The organism is Streptomyces sp. R-07 (assembly GCF_049913175.1).
Taxonomy (GTDB): Bacteria; Actinomycetota; Actinomycetes; order Streptomycetales; family Streptomycetaceae; genus Streptomyces.
This window is the reverse complement of sequence record NZ_CP183978.1, coordinates 6569021-6589646: the sequence shown is the minus strand read 5'-3', so window position 1 is coordinate 6589646 and position 20626 is coordinate 6569021. Positions and strand designations below refer to the sequence as shown.

17 protein-coding genes are annotated in these 20626 nt (G+C 74.1%); 5 read left to right on the top strand and 12 right to left on the bottom strand.

What is annotated here, in order from left to right:
* Positions 1 to 213 precede the first annotated feature (213 nt).
* A complete protein-coding gene (locus ACN9M0_RS30175) occupies positions 214 to 2166 on the bottom strand; it encodes a DUF5107 domain-containing protein (RefSeq protein WP_426404520.1) in 1953 nt (650 codons plus the stop codon).
* Between the two features lie 179 nt (positions 2167 to 2345).
* On the opposite strand from ACN9M0_RS30175, the gene ACN9M0_RS30170 reads away from it, so the two are divergent.
* The gene (locus ACN9M0_RS30170) at positions 2346 to 2678 is read left to right on the top strand and encodes a DUF6204 family protein (protein ID WP_426404519.1); all 333 of its coding nucleotides are present in this window, start codon (positions 2346 to 2348) and stop codon (positions 2676 to 2678) included.
* Here the strand turns inward: ACN9M0_RS30170 and ACN9M0_RS30165 are convergent.
* The 3 genes from ACN9M0_RS30165 to ACN9M0_RS30155 all read right to left on the bottom strand — a co-directional run bounded on the left by ACN9M0_RS30165 (position 2675) and on the right by ACN9M0_RS30155 (position 4050).
* Positions 2675 to 3223, bottom strand: coding sequence for a GNAT family N-acetyltransferase (locus tag ACN9M0_RS30165; protein WP_366040092.1), 549 nt, complete (start codon positions 3221 to 3223; stop codon positions 2675 to 2677). The genes ACN9M0_RS30170 and ACN9M0_RS30165 overlap by 4 nt on opposite strands.
* 231 nt (positions 3224 to 3454) lie before the next feature.
* Positions 3455 to 3802: a hypothetical protein gene (locus ACN9M0_RS30160; RefSeq protein WP_426404518.1), complete on the bottom strand. Its 348-nt coding sequence runs from the start codon at positions 3800 to 3802 to the stop codon at positions 3455 to 3457.
* Positions 3799 to 4050 carry a DUF1049 domain-containing protein gene (locus ACN9M0_RS30155; RefSeq protein ID WP_366040090.1) on the bottom strand — a complete coding sequence of 84 codons (252 nt, stop codon included), beginning with the start codon at positions 4048 to 4050 and terminating at the stop codon, positions 3799 to 3801. Before ACN9M0_RS30155 ends, ACN9M0_RS30160 begins: the two co-directional genes overlap by 4 nt.
* A 189-nt stretch (positions 4051 to 4239) precedes the next feature.
* On the opposite strand from ACN9M0_RS30155, the gene ACN9M0_RS30150 reads away from it, so the two are divergent.
* Both ACN9M0_RS30150 and ACN9M0_RS30145 read left to right on the top strand, forming a co-directional pair.
* Complete coding sequence (locus tag ACN9M0_RS30150) at positions 4240 to 5001, top strand: GntR family transcriptional regulator (protein ID WP_366040089.1); 762 nt, start codon at positions 4240 to 4242, stop codon at positions 4999 to 5001.
* Positions 5002 to 5091: 90 nt separating this feature from the next.
* Positions 5092 to 6180: an adenosine deaminase gene (locus ACN9M0_RS30145; protein WP_399696661.1), complete on the top strand. Its 1089-nt coding sequence runs from the start codon at positions 5092 to 5094 to the stop codon at positions 6178 to 6180.
* 1 nt (position 6181) lies between these two features.
* Here the strand turns inward: ACN9M0_RS30145 and ACN9M0_RS30140 are convergent, their stop codons facing one another.
* The gene (locus ACN9M0_RS30140) at positions 6182 to 8038 is read right to left on the bottom strand and encodes a CocE/NonD family hydrolase (RefSeq protein ID WP_426404517.1); all 1857 of its coding nucleotides are present in this window, start codon (positions 8036 to 8038) and stop codon (positions 6182 to 6184) included.
* Between the two features lie 197 nt (positions 8039 to 8235).
* On the opposite strand from ACN9M0_RS30140, the gene ACN9M0_RS30135 reads away from it, so the two are divergent.
* Positions 8236 to 8889 (top strand): GntR family transcriptional regulator, encoded by a 654-nt coding sequence (locus tag ACN9M0_RS30135; RefSeq protein WP_366040086.1) that lies wholly within the window; start codon positions 8236 to 8238, stop codon positions 8887 to 8889.
* Between the two features lie 200 nt (positions 8890 to 9089).
* Here ACN9M0_RS30135 and ACN9M0_RS30130 read toward each other — a convergent pair whose 3' ends face one another.
* The 5 genes from ACN9M0_RS30130 to ACN9M0_RS30110 form a co-directional block, all read right to left on the bottom strand.
* Positions 9090 to 10037, bottom strand: a complete 948-nt coding sequence (locus ACN9M0_RS30130) for a S66 peptidase family protein (RefSeq protein WP_366040085.1) — start codon at positions 10035 to 10037, stop codon at positions 9090 to 9092.
* Positions 10034 to 12031, bottom strand: a complete 1998-nt coding sequence (locus ACN9M0_RS30125) for a prolyl oligopeptidase family serine peptidase (RefSeq protein WP_426405345.1) — start codon at positions 12029 to 12031, stop codon at positions 10034 to 10036. The genes ACN9M0_RS30130 and ACN9M0_RS30125 overlap by 4 nt, the downstream gene beginning before the upstream one ends.
* A gap of 28 nt (positions 12032 to 12059) precedes the next feature.
* On the bottom strand, positions 12060 to 13394 hold the full coding sequence (locus tag ACN9M0_RS30120) for a M20/M25/M40 family metallo-hydrolase (protein ID WP_426404516.1): 1335 nt from the start codon (positions 13392 to 13394) through the stop codon (positions 12060 to 12062).
* Positions 13387 to 14220 carry a M55 family metallopeptidase gene (locus tag ACN9M0_RS30115; protein WP_399696654.1) on the bottom strand — a complete coding sequence of 278 codons (834 nt, stop codon included), beginning with the start codon at positions 14218 to 14220 and terminating at the stop codon, positions 13387 to 13389. The genes ACN9M0_RS30120 and ACN9M0_RS30115 overlap by 8 nt, the downstream gene beginning before the upstream one ends.
* 97 nt (positions 14221 to 14317) lie before the next feature.
* Positions 14318 to 16093 carry a hypothetical protein gene (locus ACN9M0_RS30110; RefSeq protein WP_366040081.1) on the bottom strand — a complete coding sequence of 592 codons (1776 nt, stop codon included), beginning with the start codon at positions 16091 to 16093 and terminating at the stop codon, positions 14318 to 14320.
* A gap of 165 nt (positions 16094 to 16258) precedes the next feature.
* Here ACN9M0_RS30110 and ACN9M0_RS30105 point away from each other — a divergent pair, with 165 nt between their 5' ends.
* A complete protein-coding gene (locus ACN9M0_RS30105; RefSeq protein WP_366040080.1) occupies positions 16259 to 17413 on the top strand; it encodes a hypothetical protein in 1155 nt (384 codons plus the stop codon).
* A 10-nt stretch (positions 17414 to 17423) separates the two neighbouring features.
* Here the strand turns inward: ACN9M0_RS30105 and ACN9M0_RS30100 are convergent, their stop codons facing one another.
* Together ACN9M0_RS30100 and ACN9M0_RS30095 are read right to left on the bottom strand one after the other, a co-directional pair.
* Entirely contained in the window at positions 17424 to 19874 is a 2451-nt protein-coding gene (locus tag ACN9M0_RS30100; protein ID WP_426404515.1) for an MFS transporter, read from the bottom strand.
* 253 nt (positions 19875 to 20127) lie between these two features.
* A complete protein-coding gene (locus tag ACN9M0_RS30095; RefSeq protein WP_041132028.1) occupies positions 20128 to 20571 on the bottom strand; it encodes an SRPBCC family protein in 444 nt (147 codons plus the stop codon).
* Positions 20572 to 20626 lie beyond the last annotated feature (55 nt).

The following is a 20626-nucleotide window of genomic DNA, read 5'->3' as shown; positions in this document are numbered from 1 at the left end:
AAGACCCTGCGCCGGGTGCCCTGACCCGCACGGCAAGACCCTGCGCCGGGCGTCCCGACCCGCACGGCAAGACCCTGCGCCGGGCCTCCCGACCCGCACGGCAAGACCCTGCGCCGGGCCTCCCGACCCGCACGGCAAGACCCTGCGCCGGGTGCCCTGACCCGCACCTCAGCGGGCCCGCCGTCTCCCCGGCGGGCCCGCATCCCGCGCGCCTCAGCTCGGGCGCATCCTGAACTCGTAGGCGTCCGGCAGGGGTTCGTCGGTGAGTTCCGCCCACGCCTCGCCGAGGATCTCCGCGCCTTCCCTCAGGTCCGCGACCTCGAAGCCCTCGTCGAAGACGGCGCGTGCCTCGGCCGTCCGGCCCTCGGCGAGCAGGATCCGGATCTCCAGGAAGCGGAAGGCCCCTCGCTCCCGGACCTCGTCCGGCAGCCGCGTCCACAGCTCCCGGGGCCGGCCGGCCCGGCCGGTGGCGAGCAGCGCCGCCGTGGCCTCGCGCCCGAGGGCGGCGGCCACGAGCTCGCCGGCGTCGTGGTCCTCGTGGTCGGCGAAGGCCTCCGCGAACCGCTCGGCGGCCCGCTCCGGGTGCCCGTCCTCCCGGTCGGCGACGGCCAGGCAGTACAGCAGCGGCCAGCGCACCTCGGCCCGGTGGAGTCCGCGCTCCCAGCTCCGTACCGCCTGGGCGCGGTCTCCGGCGTGCCACTGGGCGATGCCGAGGTGGTACTCGGTGGACGGGTCGGCCGGGGCGGTCTCCAGCATGTCCCGCCAGGGGGCGGCGACGAGCGGCGCGCCGGGGCCCGCACCCTTCGGCGGGGGCGGCAGGACGCCGGTGCGCAGGAGCTCCCGCCAGGGCTCCTGGTCCGGACCGAGTGTCGACTCGGGGAACGGCGTCCCCGGCAACTCGTGCCCTCCGCGCAGGACTTCGAGGGCTCCCCAGCCGGAACCCGCCGCGAGGACCGTCTCGGGCTCGGCGTCCGCCGCGCCCTCCCGCCAGGCGTCGTACGCCGCGTCGACGGCTTCGCGGGGCAGCGCCGCCGCGAGGTTCGACTCGACGTCCGCGCGGGCGGCGGACCAGTCCTCGCCGAGCGCCGCGGCGGGGTCGGCGGCGAGCGGTCCGTACGCCTCCAGCCAGCTGAACTCCTCGCCGCCCGCGAGTTCCAGGTGCTCCAGCTGGGTGCGGGCGAGGCCGGCCTGTATCTCGGCGTAGCCGGGGGTGCCGGGCTCGGTCAGCCACTCCTGCCAGCGCCGGCCGCCGCGTTCGGCGCCCCACAGGAAGAGCTTGCGGCCGCGCAGCAGGTCGGTGGAGGTCTGGACGAGCCCGGCGCCGTCCGTGTCGAGGGCGGCGATCCAGCGGCGCTGCTCCTCGGGCAGGTCGTAGAAGAAGTCGGCGGCGTGGGCGCCGTTCAGCGGGTACGAGCGGTCGACGCCGTCCTCGGTGACGGGCACGGGGAGGCGGTTCAGGCCGCGTTCGTAGCCGTGGTGCCAGGCCGCGTCGGCGGGCGCGAGGACCCTGCGGTCCTCGGGGACGGCGGTGTTGGACCACCAGTAGACGGGGACGGTCCGCTCGTGGGGGTTGCGGACGCGGACGCCGGCGTACAGGAAGTCGGAGCCCTCCGGGAGCCACAGGTCGACCTGGAAGGGCAGGTCGCGCAGCCGCTCCCACTCCCACAGGCGGAGCATCGGGCCGCCGTCGGGGGCGCGGACGACGGCCGCGTGGAGGGGCGAGCAGGAGAGGGTGGTGTGGCCGGTGGCTCCGATGTTCCACTCGATGCCGCCGGAGAACCAGGCGCCGTTGAGGGCGAAGGCGGCGGGCTGGAGGACGGGGTTGCGGTAGAGGAGTTCGCGTCCGGTGGGCTTGTGGTGCAGGGAGTGGACGCGGCCGCCGAGGCCGGGGAGCACGGTCACCCGGAGCCGGTCGTTCTCGATCACGATCGTGTCGAGGTCCGCGGGGGTGCGCTCGCGGCCGTAGCCGTCGCGCACGGGGGCGGGGAGCAGGCTGCGCAGGGTCGCCCGTCCGATGCCCCGGGCCATGTCGCGCGGAAGCTCCGCGAGGGTCCGCGCGTCGACCGCGTGGGCCCCGGCGCCGGGGGCCCGTAGTGCGGGGAGAGGGTTGTCCGGGCCCAACGGGGCCGCGGGCAGCGTCAGTACGGCACGTCGTACGGTCGTCATTGATCCATGGAACACGCCGGAGCCGGTCCTGACCAGGGGTTCTCCACGTCAGGCTTCGGCAAAGGACACGGGGGTGGGGCGCCGGATATTCCCGGCGGCGCGGGTGCCCGCCGCCGTAGTGTGGAGGGTCGGCTCGCCGTGGTGGCGGCCGGGGGCCAGTGACACAGGGAGTACGAGGAATGGGCACGCAGCACACCTACCGGGTCATCGTGCGCGGCACGTTCGACGGTCTGTCGGAGGAGAGCCGGTCCCGGCTGCTCGCCGAGGTGGACGCGCACGGGCTGACGGCGATGCAGTTCACGGAGGAGGGCTCGCTGGCCTACGACCGGACGCTGAAGCACTTCTCGTACCGCCTGGTCGTCGTCTCGGACGCCGAGGACGGCGACGAGATGGCGGGCGCGATCGCGGAGGACCGGGTGGAGACGGCGCTCGGGAAGCTGGGCCACGGCCACAAGGCGCTGCGGTCGACCGTGACGGACCTCGACACGATGAAGATCAACTACAAGCGTTAGGGCTCGTCGGGTGCGGTGATCGCCCAGCGTTCGTGGTCCTTCCAGCCCCCGTCGATGTGCAGCATGGCCGGCGAGAAGCCCTCCAGACGGAAGCCGGCGCGGCGCACGAGGGCGCGGGAGGCGGTGTTGCCCGGCTGGATGTTCGCCTCCAGGCGGTGCAGCCCGAGGGGCCCGAAGGCGTACCCGAGGACCAGCCCGAGGGCCTCGGTGAGCAGCCCGCGCCCGGCGGCGTGCGCGAAGGCGCCGTAGCCGAGGGCGCCGCTGCGGAAGGCGCCGCGGACGATGTTGTTGATGTTGACGAAGCCGGCGATCGCGCCGTCGTCGGCGCGCTCGCACACCAGGAAGCCCGCCCGCGCCGGGTCCGCGATCAGACCGCCCGCGTAGGTGGCGTAGTCCTCGGCCGTGCACGGCGGGAAGAGCCAGGGGCGGTGGAGTTCCCGGCTCTCGCGGGCGCGGGCGGTGAACTCCTCGGCGTCGGCCGGGGAGAAGGCGCGCAGGCCCACGCGGGGGCCGGTGGTGAGGTAGGTGCCGGGTTCGTCGGACATGCGGCCAGGCTATGTCGTTTGTGTGGTGGCGGTCGGGGCCTTTCGCGGCACCGTCGCGTGACGGTGCGGGACCGCCGCGTGCGAGAGCGGCACGGCACCGCCGGGTACGGGCAGGGCGGCGCCGAGCATTCCGGTACGGGCACGGGGCCCCCTCACGTACGGGCACGGGCACGCCGCTCACCGGCACGCCACGGCACCGCCGCGTAGGGCCAGGGCAGGGCAGGGCAGCGTTCAGCGGCGGGCGTCGCGGACGCGGGGTGGGCAGGTCTCGCCCTTCCGTACGACTCCGATCATGACGGTGGTGCGCCGGTCGAGGGCCGTGCCCGCCGCCGGGTACTGGGTGCAGACCTGCCAGCGCGGCGGCCAGAGCACCCGCCGGTCGCGGCCGCTCACGTCGTGGACGTCGAGCCGGGTCCGGCGGTCCAGACGGGTGAAGACCCGCCACAGGCCCCGGCCGAGGAAGTCCGGCACCGGCCGTGTCCCGGCGTCGTCGCCGGGTGCGGCGGTCTCCTCCGCCGAGGAGGCGGCGACGGCAGCGAGCGCCAGGACCGCGCCGACGACGACGACGGCCCGCCTCACTTCCGCCTCCGGGCGGCGAAGTAGTAGCCGCAGGCGGCGCCGAGGAGGGCGGTCGCGAGCAGCGCCACGTACAGCGCCATGGTGACTTCGGGGATCAGCAGCCGGATCTTGACCTCGCGGGTGTTCTCGAAGATGAAGACCAGGGTGAGGACCGCGACGGCCAGCATCGCGATCCGGCCCGGGGTGAAGGCTCCGGCGAACCGGGACGTGCCCCCGCCCGATCTCCGTGGCGTCTCCTTGGGACTCATGCCCGGCCCCTCTCCTCCGTCGTGCCGTCGGTCGTACCCGGCCACAGCCGTGGGACCAGAATGGGACGGACGGAGCCTCCCCGTGACGGCGAGGAGGGCCGTACGGGTGACTTGTCAGACAACGTGGGCCGACTACCGTGGTGCGGAGACCCGGAGGAGTCCAGGCCGGGGACGAGACGAGGAGGGGCCGTGGCGGTCAGCGGACAGCGGCGGCGACCGGTCGTGGCGCTCTACGAGCGGATCGCGGACGCCGTCCACGACGGCACCTACCCGCCGGGCTCCACGCTCCCCTCCGAGCCGAAGCTCGCCGCCGAGCTGGGCGTCAGCCGGCCGGCCCTGCGCGAGGCGCTGCTGCTGCTCCAGGAGGACGGGGTCCTCACGGTACGGCGCGGGGTGGGCCGTACGGTCAACGACCGTCCGCCCCGGCGCGGGTTCGAGCACATCCAGCCGCTGGAGGGCCTGATCGGCGCGGGCGCCCCGCTGCGGGTGCGGGCGCTGCTCAGGACCGTCGAGGAGCCGACCGACTTCACCACCCAGCACCTGCTGGCGCCCGCCCGCGCCGAGCTGCGGTTCTGGGAGTCCGTACTGTCCGGGGAGGGTGCGTCGGCGGCGCTGAGCCACGAGTGGGCGGCACCCGACGAGCTGCTCGAACGGGTGCACCCGGAGTTCGCGCGGGCCCTGCGGGAGGCGGAGGCGGAGGCGGCCGCCGGTGGCGCGGCCTCGATGCTCGCGGTCCTGGTCACGGCCTCGCGGGAGACGGCTCTGAGCGCGCACAGCGGCATCACGGCGACGCTCCTCGGACGGCGGCGCGGGGAGCAGCTGGGCCGCCCGGCGGACACCCCCGCGGTCCTGGTCACGCAGGTCGTACGGGTCGGCGAGACCCCGGTCCTGGCCGCGAAGCACATGCTGCCGACGGGAACGCCCGCGCTGCCGGTACTGCAGTCGCACTGAGCGCCGGGCCCCGTACCGCCGAGGGCCCGCCCAGCCCCCTGTCAGAGCCGTCACAGCGGCCGGCGAGGCCGTGGCGTACACTTCCCCGCCATGCACTTGTCTGACAACCCTGCCACGCCTGCCGCCGCCACCGTCTCCGAGTGGATCCGCCGGGCCCCCAAGGCCGTCCTCCACGACCACCTCGACGGCGGGCTGCGCCCCGCGACCATCGTCGAGCTGGCTCGGGAGTGCGGCTACACCGCGCTGCCGACCGAGGACCCGGCCGAGCTCGCGGTCTGGTTCCGGGACGCCGCCGACTCCGGTTCGCTGGAGCGCTACCTGGAGACCTTCGCCCACACCTGCGCGGTCATGCAGACCCGCGAGGCACTCACGCGCATCGCGGCCGAGTGCGCCGAGGACCTGGCGGCGGACGGCGTCGTCTACGCCGAGATCCGCTACGCCCCCGAGCAGCACCTGGAGGGCGGTCTGACCCTCGACGAGGTCGTCGAGGCGGTCAACGACGGCTTCCGCGAGGGCGAGCGCCGCACCGGCGGCCGGATCACCGTCCGCACCCTGCTGACCGGGATGCGCCACACGGACCGCTCGCTGGAGATCGCGCAGCTCACGGTCGCGCACCGGGACAAGGGCGTGGCCGGCTTCGACATCGCCGGCGGCGAGATAGGCAACCCGCCGGCCCGCCACCTCCCCGCCTTCCAGCACCTGAAGCGGGAGAACTGCCACTTCACGATCCACGCCGGCGAGGCCGTCGGCGCGGAGTCGATCCACGAGGCCGTGCAGGTCTGCGGCACCGAGCGGATCGGCCACGGCGTGCGGATCACGGACGACATCGCCGAGGACGGCACGCTGGGCCGGCTCGCCTCGTACGTCCGGGACAACCGCATCGCCCTGGAGGTCTGCCCGACGTCCAACCTGCAGACGGGCGCCGCGAAGGACTACGCCTCGCACCCGATCGACGAGCTGCGCCGGCTCGGCTTCCGGATCACGCTCAACACCGACAACCGGCTGGTCTCCGGCACCACCATGAGCGAGGAGTTCCAGCACATGGTGGACGCCTTCGGGTACGGCCCGGAGGTCTTCGAGGAGTTCACGGTCGCCGCGCTGGAGGCCGCCTTCCTGCCGCTGCCGGAGCGGCAGCGGCTCGTCGACGAGGTCGTCCGCCCGGGATACGCGGCTCTGTGAGCTAGCCGACCCTCCCCTCCACCAGGGGGAGGGAGAGCGTCCCCGTGGACTCCGGGGCGCTGACGACGGTCACCGGCTTGATGCCCCGGTTGCCGGAGTACGCCGTGTCGCTCGCCGCGACGACGAACTCCAGCCGGTGGCCCGTCTCGTACCGGTGGACGATGCCCGGCAGCTCGACGGTGAAGGGGCGGGTGACGTCCGGTACGCGTACCGGCGCGACCAGCCGGTTGACCAGGGTCTTCGTGCCGTCGGGCGCGACGTCGTAGAGCTTCGCGAAGAGGACGAGCTTGTCGGCGGCGTCGCCGGAGTCCTGGACGCGTTCGGTCGCCGGGGACACGACCTGGAGGGTCGCCTTCGGCGCGCCGACGAGGTCGACGGGCGCGGTGAGCGGGGCGCTGGTCCAGCCGAGGTAGGTACCGGGGATGTCGTACGGCCGGGGGTCGGGGAGCCCGATCATCCCGGCGAGCGAGGACTCCGAGTGGCTCGTCGGGACGAGCCAGTTGCTGTACTGGCGGGAGCCCCGGGCCACCTTCGTACGGTTGTCGACGAGCTTGCCGTCGCCGGAGAGGTACAGCCGCTGGCTGAGCGCCGGGACCCGGTCCGCGGTGCCGTAGCCGCTCTGCCCCGCGCGGTACCAGGCGAAGGCGGGGCCGGCGTCCGCGGCCGTGTTCTTGTGGAGGTACCGGTCGAACCAGGCGAGGACGCGCTGTCCGACGTAGCTTCCCTCGGGATTCCCGAGGTCGAGCTCGCCCGGCCGCTGTCCTCCGCTGTGGCCCCAGGACTGCCAGATCATCCGGGTGTCGACGCCGCGCTCGCGCAGCCGGTCGTAGGTGGCGCGCGCCTCGTTGAGGTTGAACAGGCTGTCGCTCTGGCCCTGGATGACCAGGGTGGGGGCGGTGACGCGGTCCAGGTAGGAGACCGGGGAGACGCTGCGGGCGTAGGTGAGCATCTTCTCGGTCGCGTCGGCCGGGTAGCGGCCGGAGTTGAGGAGCTTCACGGTGTCGCAGGCGTCGGTGACGAAGTGCAGGCAGCCGAGGGAGTTGATCCGGCTGGGGTCGAGGGACGGGGAGAGCAGGGGCTGGCCCTCGCCGATGAGGTAGAAGCCGTTGGCCCACTGCCATTTGAAGACGCCGGGGGTGGCCCGGTCGGCGGCGTTGGGCGCGAGCGCGTACGCGAGGTCGTTCCAGGTGATGAGGGGGACGAGGGCATCGATACGGGGATCGACGGAGGCGGCCGCGAGCTGGACGGCGCCTCCGTAGGAGCCGCCGATCATGCCCACGCGCGGGTCTCCCGCGCCGTCCTGGGTGACGAAGTCGGCGCGGGTGCCGTCGTCGGCGGCGCGGGTGCCGGCGAGGAAGTCGACGAGGCGGGCGGCGGCCCGGCCGTCGGCCTCCGGGGCGTCGAGGGAGATCAGGCAGCCGGACTTCCCGAAGCCGAGGCCCGAGTAGACCAGGCTGACGTAGCCGCGCTCGGCGAAGGCCTTTCCGCTCGCGGCGGTGGAACCCTCGCTCTTGCTGCCGCCGAAGCCGTTGGTGGTGAGGACGGCGGGCGCTGGGTGTGCGGCGTCCGCACCGGCCGGCCGGTAGAGGTCGGCGTCGACCACGCAACTCCGGCCGCCCGCCTCGACGGTGAACCGGAGCGGGGTGACGGTGTACGGGGCGGCCGCGGGCCCCTCCGTACCGGCACCGGTCGCCTCCGTACCGGCACCGGTCGCCTCCGTACCGGCGCCGGCCGCCTCCGTGCCGACGGCTTCCGCGGGTGCGGCGAGGGCGAGCGGCGCGGCGAGCGCGGCCGCACCGGCCACGAGCGCGAGGACCTTGCGGGATCGGGGCACGGCACGGGACACAGAGACCTCCACTGAGGACGACACCGAGAGGCCCGCCGCACCTACCGACTGGTAGGTACCCGGGCAGCGCCCATGCTGTGACACGTGTCATAACCCCGTCAACGCGCCGGACGAAGGTTGTTGACGGAGATTCAGTGAAGGCGGCCCACCCCGCCCGGACGGCCGGGTCCTGCGGATCGCCGCCCGCCCCTCGATGGGAGAATGGCGACATGACAGGCGCTGAGGAATTCAAACCCGAATCGGAGCGGGTCACGCGCGCCCTGCGCGATCAGATCATCGACGGGACCCGGGCACCCGGCAGCAGGCTCGTGGAGCGCGAGATCGCGGCCGAGCTGGACGTGAGCCGGCTGCCGGTGCGCGACGCGCTGAGGGACCTGGTCGCGGAGGGCCTCGTGACGCCGCGCCCGCGCACCTGGGCGGTGGTCCGCGAGTTCACCGCGTCCGACATCTCTGACCTCGGCGAGGTCAGGTCCGCCCTGGAGGTCCTCGGCTTCCGGCTCGCCGCGCAGCGCCGCACCCGGGCGGGGCTCGCGCAGCTCCGCGCCGATCTCGACGCCGAGCTGGCGGCCGCGGCCAAGGGCGACGGCCAGGCCGCCCGGCGGGCGGCCGCCGACTTCCACGAGACCGTCACGGAACTTGCCGACAACGCCCTGCTCAGCGAGCTCAACGCGACGCTGCGCAGCCGGATGCGCTGGATGCTCGGGCAGCACGACGACTTCACCGTCGTCGCCGAGGAGCACGCGGAGCTGTACCGGGGGATCGAGGCGCGGGACGTGGAGCGCGTCGAGAAGCTGGCCCTGCGCCATCTGGAGACGAGCCGGGACGAGGCCGCCGCGCACCAGCGCAGGACGGCGCCGGAGTAGAACCCCCGGCGGCGGGTCGCACTCGGGACGACCAGACGGTATGCCGAACGTGCGCCGCCGACCGCCACCTCGGCAGGGCCCACCACCTACGGCCGAGGCCGCGGGCTGGGCGGCCCGGCCCCGCGTCGGGTCATGCCGACGCGCCCCCGTCCCGTCCTGCGGGGCGAGGGGTGTCGGCGTCGCGCGCGCACAACTGCCGCTCAGCGCAGTGCCGGTACGTCCAGGGTGAGCGTGCCCGTGTCCGCGTCGAGTGCGGCGGGCACGCCAAGCGGCAGGGTCAGCGCGGTCGTGCTGTGCCCGAAGCCCATCTCCTCCACGACCGGCACCCCGAGCCCGCCGAGCCGGTCGGCGAGCAGCGCCCGCACCTCCTCGTACGGCCCGCATTCCGCCCAGGAGCCGAGGCCGATGCCCGCGACCCCGTCGAGCCATCCGGAGCGCAGCAGTTGGGTGAGGATGCGGTCGAGGCGGTACGGCTCCTCCCCCACGTCCTCCAGGAGCAGCAGCCCGCCGCGCGCCGAGGGCCGCCCGTGCGGGGTGCCGAGGTCGGCGGCGAGGAGGCTGACGCAGCCGCCGAGCGTCACGCCCCGGGCGCGGCCCGGCACCAAGGTCCGTGCCGTCTCCAGGCCGAGCGTGAGGACGGTCTTCGGTTCGAAGAGGGTGGCCCGCAGCGACTCCTGGGTGCGCGGGTCCGACAGGAACGTGCCGGCGGCGACCATCGGTCCGTGCAGGGTGGCGAAGCCGGCGCGGACGGCGAATGCCTCGTGCAGGGCGGTGACGTCGCTGTAGCCGACGAACGCCTTGGGCCCGGCCGCCCGGATCGCCGCCCAGTCCACCAGGTCCACCATGCGCTGGGCCCCGAACCCGCCGCGCGCGCAGAGCACGGCGGAGACCGAGGGGTCGCACCAGGCCTCGGTCAGATCGCGGGCCCGCGCCCGGTCCGCGCCCGCGAGGTACCCGAGCGTGGGGTGCGCGTCCAGGACGTGCGGGGCGACCACCGGTTCCAGGCCCCAGCCGCGCAGGACGTCGAGCCCGGCGGCGAGCCGCTCCTCGGGGACGGGCCCGCTGGGGGCGACGACGGCGACCCGCGCCCCTGGCCCGAGCCGCTCGGCCCGGGTCAGGGGTTCCACGGCAGCGGACGGGGCGGTCATGTGCGGTACTCCAGGGTCGGCACGTCCGTGCGGTCGATGCCGAAGGTCCGTACGTACAGGGCGAGTTCGGCCTCAAGCGCCTGGGTCATCGTGTCGGCCCTGCGGAAGCCGTGCCCCTCCCCCTCGAAGGCGAGGTAGGCGTGCGGGACGCCCCGGCCCGCCATGCGGGCGAGGAAGCGCTCGGCCTGCGCGGGCGGGCAGATGACGTCGTCGAGGCCCTGGAGCAGCAGGAACGGGACCGTGACGCGCTCGACGTGCTCGATCGGCGAGCGCTCCTTGTACCGCGCGGGCACCTCGTCGAGCGGTCCGATCAGTCCGTGGAGGTACTCGGACTCGAAGTCGTGGGTCTCGTCTGTGGCCCAGCCCCGCAGGTCCAGGATGGGGTAGATGATCGTGCCGCACGCGTACACCTCGGTGGAGACGAGGGACGCGGCGGACGTCCATCCGCCCGCGCTGCCGCCGCGCACGGCGAGCCGCGCCGGGTCGGCGGTGCCCTCGGCGGCGAGCGCCGCCGCGACGGCCGCGCAGTCCTCGACGTCGACGACGCCCCACTGCTCGCGCAGCCGCTCCCGGTACTCCCGGCCGTAGCCGGTGGAGCCGCCGTAGTTGACCTCCGCGACGCCGATGCCCCGCGAGGTGAAGTAGGTGATCTCCAGGTCGAGGACGAGCGGGGCGCGCCCGGTGGGTCCGCCGTGGGCCCAGATCACGTAGGGCGGCAGCTCGCCCTCGGGCCCGGTGAACTCGGGGTGGTGGGGCGGATGGATCTGGGCGTGGATCTCCCGCCCGCCGGGTCCGGTGAAGGTGCGGACGCGGGGCTCGGGGTAGTGGGCGGGGTCGACGGCGTCGGTGTGCGCGGCGCCGACCACGCGGGTGCGGCCGGTGCGGGTGTCGAGTTCGACGAGCTCGGGCGAGCTGCGTGGTCCTGCGGCGACGCCGGTCACCCGGGTGCCGTGCGCGGCGAGCGTCGGGGCCCACTCGGTCCAGGGTCGGGCGGTGTCGACGAGGTCGCCGCGCTCGGGGTCGAGAATGCCGAGGGTGGTGGTGCCCTTCCCGTGGACGACGGCGATGAGCCCGTTCTCCAGGGCAGTGAACCAGTTCTGTCCGATCTTCCACAGGGGGCCGCCGAACTCCTCGGCGCGGGGACAGAGCGCGACCGGTTCGGCCAGGCCGCCGTCGGCTTCGACCTCCGCGCGGTAGAGGTTCCACCAGCCGGTGCGGTCACTGGCGAGGAGCAGGCGTCCTGCCGCGTCCCAGTCGACCTGAGGGATCGACTCGGCGGTCCCTCCGGCGACGGTCCGGGCCTCTCCCAGGGTGCCGTCGGGGGTGACCTCGGCGAGCTGGACCTCGGTGCCGTCCCAGGGCATCCGGGGATGGTCCCAGGCGATCCACGCCGCCCGGCGGCCGTCCGGGGAGAGCCGGGGCCCGGTCACGAACCGGTGGCGTCCGTCGGAGAGTTCGCGCACGGCGGCGCGGTCCTCGGCTGCCGAGCCGTCGAGGGGCACGGCGGCGAGGACGCGGCGCACGTCGGTCGGCGCGGGACCGGTGAACTCCTCCAGGACGCACCACACCTCGCCCCGGTCGGGGTGGATCACCGGATCCACCCAGCGCAGTCCGCCGCCGACGGCGGAGACGGGGGTGAGGGGCCGGGGCTCCGACCCGGGGCCGGCGTCGGGTTCGTACCGGTAGAGCCGCTGGTCGGGGAAGTGGCAGAACACGGCGAGCGGTCCGTCCGCCGGCCGCGCGACCGCCGCCCAGGGCTGCCCGCCGTACTCGATGACCCGGCTGCGGACGTTCCACGGGTCGGGCAGCAGGCTCTCCTCGGTGCCGTCGGCGCGCCGCCGGACCAGGGCGCGCCGGCCGCCCTCGGCCGGGCGGGGCGCGGTCCACCACAGCTCGTCGCCGACGGCGCCGAGGTACTCGGGCCGCCCGTCGTGCGCGGCGGCGAGCGCCGCGCCGACGGGTGAGGGCCAGCTGCCGTATCCGGCCGTGGTCATGGCCATTCCGTCTCCCCCTGTCACGGGCCTACGCGGTCTTCAGATAGTGGTCGAGCACCCGGACGCCGAAGTGCAGGGCGTCCACCGGGACGCGCTCGTCGACGCCGTGGAAGAGCGCCCCGTAGTCGAGGTCCGGCGGCAGCCGGAGCGGCGAGAAGCCGTAGCCGGTGATGCCGAGCCGGGAGAACTGCTTGGCGTCGGTGCCGCCGGACATGGTGAACGGCACGACGTGCCCGGCCGGGTCGAAGCGCTCGACGGCGGCCCGGAGCTTGGCGAAGGTCGGCGAGTCGACCGGGGCCTCCAGGGGCACCTCGCGGTGGTGGAACTCCCACTCCACGTCGGGCCCGGTGAGCTGGTCCATGGTCGCCGCGAACTCCTCCTCGGCGCCCGGGAGCATCCGCCCGTCGACGTAGGCGACGGCCTGGCCGGGGATGACGTTGACCTTGTAACCGGCGTCGAGGATCGTCGGGTTGGCGCTGTTGCGGACGGTCGGCTCGACGAGCGCGGCGGCGGGCCCCAGCTTGTCGAGGAGGAGGTCGACGTCGAGGTCCGGGGCGCTGGTGTCGACCTCGATGCCGTACAGCGCGGCCAGTTCCGTGAGGGCGGCGCGGACGGTCGTGGTGAGGCGGACCGGCCAGCTGTGGGTGCCGATCCGGGCGACGGCCGTGGCGAGGCGGGTGACGGCGTTGGCCGTGTTCACCTTGGAGCCGTGGCCCGCCCGGCCGTGGGCGGTGAGTTTGAGCCAGGCGGTGCCCCGCTCTCCCGCCGCGATCGGGTAGAGGGTGGTGCCGGGCTGCGGATGGAAGCTGAACGCCCCGGACTCGCTGATGCCCTCCGTGCAGCCGTCGAAGAGTGCCGCGTGCCGGTCGGCGAGGAAGCCGGAGCCGTCCTCGGCGCTGGCCTCCTCGTCGGCGGTGTACGCGAGGACGATGTCCCGGCGGGGCCGGGTGCCGTGGCGGGCCCAGGAGCGGACGACGGCCAGGACCATCGCGTCCATGTTCTTCATGTCGACGGCGCCGCGACCCCACACGACCCCGTCGCGGACCTCGCCGGAGAAGGGGTGCACGGACCATTCGGCGGGGTCGGCGGGCACCACGTCCAGATGGCCGTGGACGAGGAGCGCCTCGGCCGAGGGGTCGGTGCCGGGGATCCGGGCCACCACGTTGGTGCGGCTGGGGGTCCGCTCCAGGAGGGTGGGTTCGATCCCGGCGTCCGCCAGCCGCTCGGCGACGTACTCGGCGGCCGGGCGCTCGCGGCAGTCGCCGCCGCCCCGGTTGGTCGTGTCGATGCGGATGAGCTCGGAGGTGAAGGTGACCACCTCGTCGAGCGCCGTCGTGTCCGGGCCCCGGACCTCCTCAGCCATACTGCTCCTCCACCGCGGCCGAGACGATGGTCGTGACCGCCTTGAACGTGCGAATTGCCTCGTACATCGTCTCGCTGGTGTACGCGACGCGCCGCTCGCCGCTCCGCGCCACGCCGGGAACCACCGTGGCGGCGGCGCCCAGGTGCTCGGCGTCGAACTCCAGCTCCACGGTGAACGGGCCGCCCCGGACCGGCTCGTGCCGGACGGCGAGCGCGGCGGCGGTCTTCGCCGCGGCGCGGATGTCGGCGGCGGTTCTGGCCGGGGTGCGGCACACCGCCGCGTACCGCGAGACGTGGTCCTTGACGGCGACCTTCGGCGCCTCCGGCGCGTAGCCGAGGGCGTCCTCGCAGGTCAGGTCGTCGCCGGTGACGAGCACCACGGGCACGCCGAACTCCGCGACCACATGGGCGTTGAGGAGGCCCTCGCTCGCCCGCTCGCCGTTGAGCCAGACCCCGGTGATGGAGTTGGCGAGGTAGGTGTGGGCGAGGACGCCCTCGGCCCCGGCGCCGGTGTGGTAGCCGACGAAGGCGATGCCGTCGACGTCCCCGTGCTGCACGCCCTCGACCATCGAGAGGGACTTGTGCCGCCCGGTGAGCATCTCGGCCCGCTCGTCGAGCCGCTCCAGGAGCAGGTTCCGCATGGACCAGTGCGCCTCGTTGATGAGGACCTCGTCCGCGCCGCCGTCGAAGAAGCCGAGCACGGCGGCGTTCACGTCGGACGTGAACATCGCTCGGCACCGCTCCCACTGGGGCGTGCCGGGCAGCACGTCGGCGGGCCAGGTCACACCGGTCGCGCCCTCCATGTCGGCGCTGATGAGGATCTTCATGCCTGGCACCGTACGCGCCGCCCGGCCGCCCTACCACCCCTGTGGATAACCGCCGTTGGAGTGGACCAATGGCGGTCACCGGGTCGGCGGTACGGGGTCACCCGGCCAGTTCCGGATACGTCCGGGGGTCCTCCTCCGCCAGCCGGCGGAGGGCGGCCGCCGCCTGCTCCTCGGGCGGTCTTCCGTCGTCCGGGAGGTGCCAGAGGAACTGGCGGGGCTCGCCCTTCGCCGCGTTCCGGCCCGGGGCCCCGAGCGGCGGCCCGGTGAAGGTGACCACGGTGGTGTCCCGTTCGCGGAAGTCCGTGCTGATCCAGCCCTGCCGGAGGCCCCAGCGGGTGAGGAGGTCCGGTCGGTCGCGGAGCCCGGCGGTGATCAGCCGGGAGGTGCGCCGGGCCGGCCAGGTCCAGCCGTGGTCGTGCTCGGCGCGCGCGACCTCGGCGTCGTACGCGGCGGCGTCGAAGCGGTACGCGGGAAGGTCCGGCCGCCCGGCCGGTCCGCCCGGCCGCCGCCAGTCGCTCCACACGACGTGCTCACCCTCCCGGCGCACGGTCACGTACAGCGCGCCGCAACAGCCCTCGGTGCAGTACGCCTCGGCGAGCCGGACCTCCCGGGGTTCGGGAGCGGCCCGCAGCGCGCCGCTGTCGAGGAGCCGCTCGGGGGACTCCCCCGGCCCAGGGCCGAAGGCCTCCGGCACGAGGGGGCGCCCGTCGATCAGGAAGCGGGTCTCGACGACGTCCGGGTCGCCGGGGTCGGCGACGGCCACCTCGATCCGGAACCGGAGCGGGTCCTGCGGAGCTGCGCGCAGCTGACGTGCCGTACGGCGGATCCAGTCGGCGCGCTGCCGTCCGTCCCGGTCGGCCGGGGCCTCCCCCGGCCACGCCGCCGTGTCCAGGAGGGTGCGGTGGAGCGCCTCGCGCCGGCCGGGCGGCCAGGGAAGGAGGTGGGAGGCGCCGCTGTGCAGATCGAGTGCGAGGGTGAGCAGCCGGGCCCGGTGGTCCACGTCGCGGGGCAGCCGGTGGGCCTGGGCGGTCACCGTCTCGTACAGGTCGACGGCTTCTCCGTACAGCAGGATCTCGGCGTGGTAGTCCCGGCTGCTGGTCATCCGGCCGAGGAGCCACACGGCCCGCGCGAGGAGCCCGGGGTGGTCCGCTTCCGCCCGGAGAAGCCCTGCGAGGCCGACGGCCTCGGCGACCCGTCGGGCGACCTCGGGCCCCACTCCCCGTACCTCGGTGGGAAGCCTCAGAAGCCGGTCGGGCACGGCCGCCCGGTCCCCGGCGGCCAGGGTGTCGACGAGAGCGCGCAGTTCCTCGCCGTGGGTCCGGTGGATCAGCCACACCAGGGCGGCGGCTTCACGGTCCAGGGGGGCGAGGGCCGCGTCGACGGGGTGGACGAGACCGTCGAGCAGGCCGAGGACACGCAGGTACGGCACGTCCTCGGGTTCCGCGAGTCGGCTCAGGAGCCCCAGCCCGGCGGCAACGCCGGAAACGGTCGTTCCGGTCCGGACGAGGTGCCGGGCGAACGATCGGGCCCGGGCGCGGGCGGCGGGTTCGTCGGGCGGTTCGATCGCCGCCGCGGCGGTGTAGACGGTCCGCTCGCGGACGACGCCCGTCACGGCGAGCGCGGATTCCGCCTCGGCGGCCGCCTGTGCGGGGTCGAGTCCTTCGAGGGCTTCGAGGAACGGGAGCAGGGTGTCGGTGACGGCGGCGCAGGCCTCGCGGTGGTGGAGGCCGGGAGTCCGGCGGCGGGGCCGTGCGCTGTCGGGGAGGGGGTGGCCGCCCTGGGGCGGCGGTCCGTCGGGGTCGCTGTCGCGCAGGGCCTTGGCGTACGCGTACAGGGGGGGTGCGAGCGTCGGGCGCTCGTACGGGGCGCTCATCGCGCGGGGTGGGACTCGATTCCATGGGTCATGGCGGCATCCTGCCCGCCCGTCGCCGGCCCCGCCATCGATATACCGGGGCTTCGAATCGGACGAAACATCGTCAACGGGTGCGTATAGGCTGTCGGCCGCAGTTGTCGTTGTCGACCTTCCGGAGAGCTCTCGGTGACCATCGCCATCACCCCGTCCGCACCGTCCCCCGCCGAGCCCGAGACCGTCACGGCGATCTCCGAGCCTGAGTTCTGGGAGCCCTCGGCTCCCGAGCCCCAGGAGGCGCGGAGCGCACAGGAAGCGGACGACCACGAACCGGACACGGACGACCAGGACCACGACCCCGTCGTCGTCCGTGACGCCCAGGACTTCGGGGTGTACGCGCGGACCGGCGGCTGGACCTTCGCGCTGAAGGTGGCCCGGAGCGTCCGGCCCGGCGGGCAGCCGGCCGAGGGGACGGCCCGGACGAAGGTCTCCGCGAAGGCCTTCGCCGCGCTCGCGGGGTGCTCGCCGGAGCGGGTCATGCGCTACTACAAGGCCTGGGACATGGCGGCCGACGACGGTCTGGTCCCGCAGTTCGAGGTCCTGGTCCCGGGTGAGGACATCGAGCTGCCGGACGCGGACGTCTGGCTCTCGTACTACACCTCCCGCAACAGCGCGTCCTCCGTGCGCGGCCAGGCGATCAGCGCGGCGGCCGAGGCGGAGGGCATCCGGCCGACGAAGGCCCTGGAGGTCGCGGAGAACCCGACGGCGCTGCGGGCGGCGATCCTGGCCGACCCCGGGACGGCGGAGGCCGCGCGCGGGGCGCTGCTCGACCGGATGAAGGAGGACCCGGCCCTCCAGACCGAGATGGCCCGGGCCTTCGCCAGGACCGACGACCTGAAGAAGGCGGTGGCGAGCGAGGCGAAGGCGGCCGACCGCATCGGGTACGTGCGGCAGATCGTCGAGAACGGCCAGATCAAGACCCCCGCCGGGCAGACCGTGGAGGCGCCGGCCGAGCTGCGGGCCGAGGCCGAGCGGCACCTGTCGCTCCTCGACGAGCTGGACGACTCGGAGGAGGCGGGCGAGTGGGCCGGCGAGGCCTACGACACGGTGAAGGGCCTGGTCGCCAAGGCGGTCGAGGAGGACCCGGCGCTGCGCGTCCAGGAGCGGCGGACGAAGTTCTACAACAGCCTGCAGAAGGCGACGAAGGTCTTCGAGGAGCTCACGCTCGACGAGGTGATGGAGGAGGACATCTACGAGGCGGACATGCTCCAGCGCCTCGAAGCCCTCCAGGAGGCGATCGGCACCTGCATCAGCGCGCTGCGCAAGGCGACGACCACCTCCTGAGGGCGGCCGGTCAGTCCTCGTGGCCGAGCTGGAGGTCGCGCTCGGTGCGGCCGCCGCCGGCCACCTGGAGGACGGTGGCGACGGGCGGGTACCCGGCGGCGATGACCGTGTACTCGCCGGAGGACAGGTCGATGAAGCGGAAGGTGCCGTCGGCGCCGGTGGTGAGGGTGTCGACGACGTTGCCCGCCGCGTCGAGGAGGGTGACCCGGGCGTCCTCGACCGGGCGCCCTCCCCCGGCCCGTACGGTGCCGCGCAGCACCGCTCCGCCGGCCAGTTCGATGTCCTGGCGGGTCTCGCGGGAGGACTGGACGCTCACGGGGAGCGCGGCGGGCCGGAAGGCGGGGGCGCTGGCGGCGAGCGTGTACTCGCCCGCGACCAGTTCGCCGATGACGTACCCGCCCTCGCGTCCGCTGCGGGTGGAGGCGACGACCTCGCCGCGCACGTCGGTGAGGGTGACGGCGGCGTCCCGTACGGGCGTGCCGTCGGCGGTGACGACGCTGCCCGCGAGCCGCCCGGCGCCGCCGAGGACGACGTCGAGCTCCACCGGCCGGTCCCCGACGGTGACGGAGACGGCCTGCGGCTGGTGTCCGCCGGCCGCCGCGATCAGGACGTACGCGCCGCCGCCGGGGACGCTCAGGGCGTACCGGCCGTCCTCGCCGCTCGCGCCGCGGCCGATCTGCCGGCCCTGGACGTCGATGAGGGTGAGCGCGGCCCGGGGGACGCGGCTGCCGTCGTGGTGCTGGACGGTGCCGCAGACGGGCACGCCGGAGTGCGGCGGCGCCGCGACGGGGGCGGGGGCGGCGGCCGCGTGGCGGGCGTGCGGGACCGCCTGGACGCCACCGGACTCGTCGGTGTGCGTGGCCTCGGTGAGGGGGCTGTGGTGGGACACCAGCGGTTTCTCCTTGAGGAAGAAGGCGAGGACGAGGCCGAGCACGAGGACCGGCACCAGGTAGAGGAAGATCCGCGGCATCGCGTCCGCGTACGCCTGGATGTACGCGTCGCGCAGCGCGGGCGGCAGGGTGTGGACGGTCTGCGGGGTGATCGACTCGGCCGGCGGGAGCTTCACGGGGCCGCCCTGCGCGAGGACGCCGGCGAGGCGGTCGCCGAGGGCGTCGTCGAGCCGGGAGGCGAAGAGGGTGCCGAAGACGGCGGCGCCGACGCTGCCGCCGATCTGCCGGAAGTAGTTGTGGGCGCTGGTGGCGGTGCCGAGGTCGGCGGGGCGCACGGAGTTCTGCACGGCGAGCACGAGCACCGGCATGACCAGGCCGATGCCGGTGCCGAGGACGGCCTGCCAGAGGCTGTACTGGAGGCGGGGGGTGTCGGTGTCCATGTGGGAGAGCAGCCACATGCCGAGGGCGGAGACGGCCCCGCCGATCACCGGGTAGATCTTGTAGTGGCCGGTGCGGCTGATGAGCTGGCCGGAGACGACGGAGGCGATGACGATGCCGCCCATGAGGGGCAGCATCATGAGGCCGGACTCGGTGGCGCTGGCGCCCTCGACCATCTGCAGGAAGCTGGGGAGGTAGCTGGCGGCGCCGAAGAGCGCGATGCCGACGACGGCGCCGACGAGGGCGGTGACGCTGAAGACGGAGTCCCGGAACAGCCGGAGCGGGATGAGCGGTTCGGGCGCGAAGCGCTCGACGACCAGGAAGAGCACGGCCGTTCCGGCGGCTCCGCAGGCCAGGGCGATGATGACCCGGGAGTCCCAGGCGTACTTCGTGCCGCCCCAGCTGGTCAGCAGGACCAGGCAGGTGGAGGCGGCGGCGAGGAGCAGCGCGCCGAGGACGTCGAAGCGCGCGCGTGCCGTGGGTTTCGGGAGCTTGAGGACGGCGGCGACGACGGCGAGGGTGACGAGCCCGAAGGGCACGTTGAAGTAGAAGCACCAGCGCCAGGAGACGTGGTCGGTGAAGAAGCCGCCGAGCAGCGGTCCGGCGACGGAGGCGAGGCCGAAGGCGGCGCCGATCAGTCCCATGTACCGGCCGCGTTCCCGGGCCGGGACGATGTCGGCGATGATCGCCTGGACGCCGATCATGAGGCCGCCGGCGCCGATGCCCTGGATCGCGCGGAAGGCGATGAGCTGGTCCATGGTGCGGGACCAGCCGGCGAGGCCGGAGCCGATGACGAAGACGACGATCGCGAAGAGGAAGACGCCCTTGCGGCCGAGGAGGTCGCCGAGCTTTCCGTAGACCGGGAGGCCGATGGTGGCGGTCAGCAGGTAGGCGGTGATCGCCCAGGACATCCGGTCCAGGCCCTGGAGTTCGCCGACGATCTTCGGCAGGGCGGTGGCGACGATCATCTGCTCGAGCGCGGCGAGGAGCAGCGCGAGCATGAGGCCGCAGAAGACGAGCCGGACGCGGCGGGGGTCGAGGCCGGCGGGTCCCGGCCCGGGCGGTGGCGCGAGGTCGGTGGGCGGTCCGTCCGAGGCGAGTGGTTCCGCGCCCTCCTCGAGCTCTTTCACCATCGTGATCGCACCCACGTACCTGCTCCCCTCGTCGCGGCGTCTGCGCCGCGCCATTCTTCGCATTGCGCGCGAAGGGGGAGCAAATCGTCCGGTACGGGGGGCCGGTGGCGGCCCGGGGGGTGAACGTCCCTGCACCACGGCGCACTTGGGTCGCTCATCAGCGCGTTTACGAGGAGGCCCGCGCCCCCGGTGCGCGGGGGCGCCGGTACGGGGGGCGCGGGCGATCCACTCGAATCGGTGAACGCTCCGGGCGTTACTTCTCGACCTCGTCCGCCAGCTTGGCGAGGACGGCGTCGTAGATGCGGCCGAGGCCCTTGGGCGCGAAGGTCCGCTCGAAGAAGCCGCCGATGCCTCCGGCGCCGTTCCAGACGGTGCTGACGACGGCGCGGGACTTGCCCTCGCCGGCGGGGGTCACGGTCCAGGTGGTGACCATGGAGGAGTTGCGGTCCTTCTCGACGAGCTGTCCGTCGGTGGGCTCGGTGACCTCCAGGAGGCAGTCACGGACGCGCTTGCTGGTGGCCTGGAGCTTCCAGTGGACGAGGGTGCCCTCGCCGTCGCCGCCCTCGCGCACCTCGTACTCGCTGAAGTGCTCGGGGAGCAGCTTCGCGCGGGTGCCGCTGTAGTCGGCCAGCGCGTCGAACACCGTCTCCGCGTCCGCGGCGATGATCCGTTCCGTGGTGGCCTCGACCTGCGCCATTGACTTCCTCCAGCTTGTGGGTCCTCGGGGGTGTGGGCCAAGCGAACCACGTGGG